The organism is Curtobacterium uvaldense (genome assembly GCF_028307415.1).
GTDB lineage: Bacteria > Actinomycetota > Actinomycetes > Actinomycetales > Microbacteriaceae > Curtobacterium.
Genome location: NZ_JAQMHU010000068.1, coordinates 1 through 1,120, shown reverse-complemented (window position 1 = coordinate 1,120; position 1,120 = coordinate 1). Strand labels below are relative to the sequence as shown.

General features: G+C 68.2%; 1 protein-coding gene. It reads left to right on the top strand.

Features of this window, described 5'->3' with window-relative positions:
• Positions 1 to 50: 50 nt before the first annotated feature.
• A partial coding sequence (locus PIJ49_RS16930) for a fatty acid desaturase family protein (RefSeq protein WP_271827139.1) occupies positions 51 to 1,120 on the top strand: 1,070 nt, incomplete at its 3' end.

Below are 1,120 nucleotides of genomic sequence, written 5' to 3'. Positions count from 1 at the left end.
AACTCTCCGGATCGGTCGAAGGATCGCTCACCACAGAAGGTCGGTCCTCGATGACGACCACCCCGCTCGCCCCCGGTTACACCCGGACCCGACCTGGTCCGGGCAGCCGCAACGGTACGTCCACCTACTCCGCGCTCCTGGCGCAGGTCAAGGAGAACGGCCTTCTCCGCCGGCGCACCGGTTTCTACTGGTCCCTGTTCGGCAGCCTGGTCGCAGGTCTCGCGCTGGCCTGGGTGGCGTTCGCGTTCCTCGGTGACTCGTGGTTCCAGCTGATCGTCGCGGGAGCGCTCGGGGTCATCTTCACCCAGTTCGCGTTCCTGTCGCACGAGGCCGCGCACCGTCAGGTGTTCGCGTCGCAGAAGTGGAACGACCACGCGGGCCGGTGGCTCGGCACGTTCATGGTCGGCCTGAGCTACTCGTGGTGGATGAACAAGCACACCCGCCACCACGGCAACCCGAACACCGTCGGGAAGGACCCCGACATCGCGCCCGACGGCATCCGCTTCCTGCCCGAGGACGCCGCCGCGGCGAAGGGCCCGCTGATGCGGACCTTCCTGCGCTTCCAGGGCTGGCTGTTCTTCCCGCTGCTCACGCTCGAGGGTCTCAACCTGCACCGCTACGCCGTGACGTCGATCGTGACGGGCTCCGGGACGAAGGCCGACGCACGGCACCGGTGGCTCGAGGGCAGCATGCTCGTCGCCCGGTTCGGCATCTACCTGACGGTCGTGTTCTGGTTCCTGCCGTTCGGCATGGCGTGCGCGTTCCTCGGTGTGCAGCTCGCCGTGTTCGGCGTGATGATGGGCGCCTCGTTCGCCCCGAACCACAAGGGCATGCCGACCATCGCGCACGGCGCCAAGGTCGACTTCTTCTCCCGGCAGGTCCGGACCTCGCGGAACATCCGCGGTGGCTGGTGGGTGTCCTTCCTGATGGGCGGCCTGAACTACCAGGTCGAGCACCACCTGTTCCCGTCGATGCCGCGACCGGCGCTGAAGCAGGCCCGCCTGCTGGTCCGCGACCACTGCGAGACGCTCGACGTGCCGTACACCGAGACGACGCTGCTGCGGTCGTACGGCATCGTCGTCCGCTACCTGAACCGGGTCGGTCTCGCCGCACGCGACCC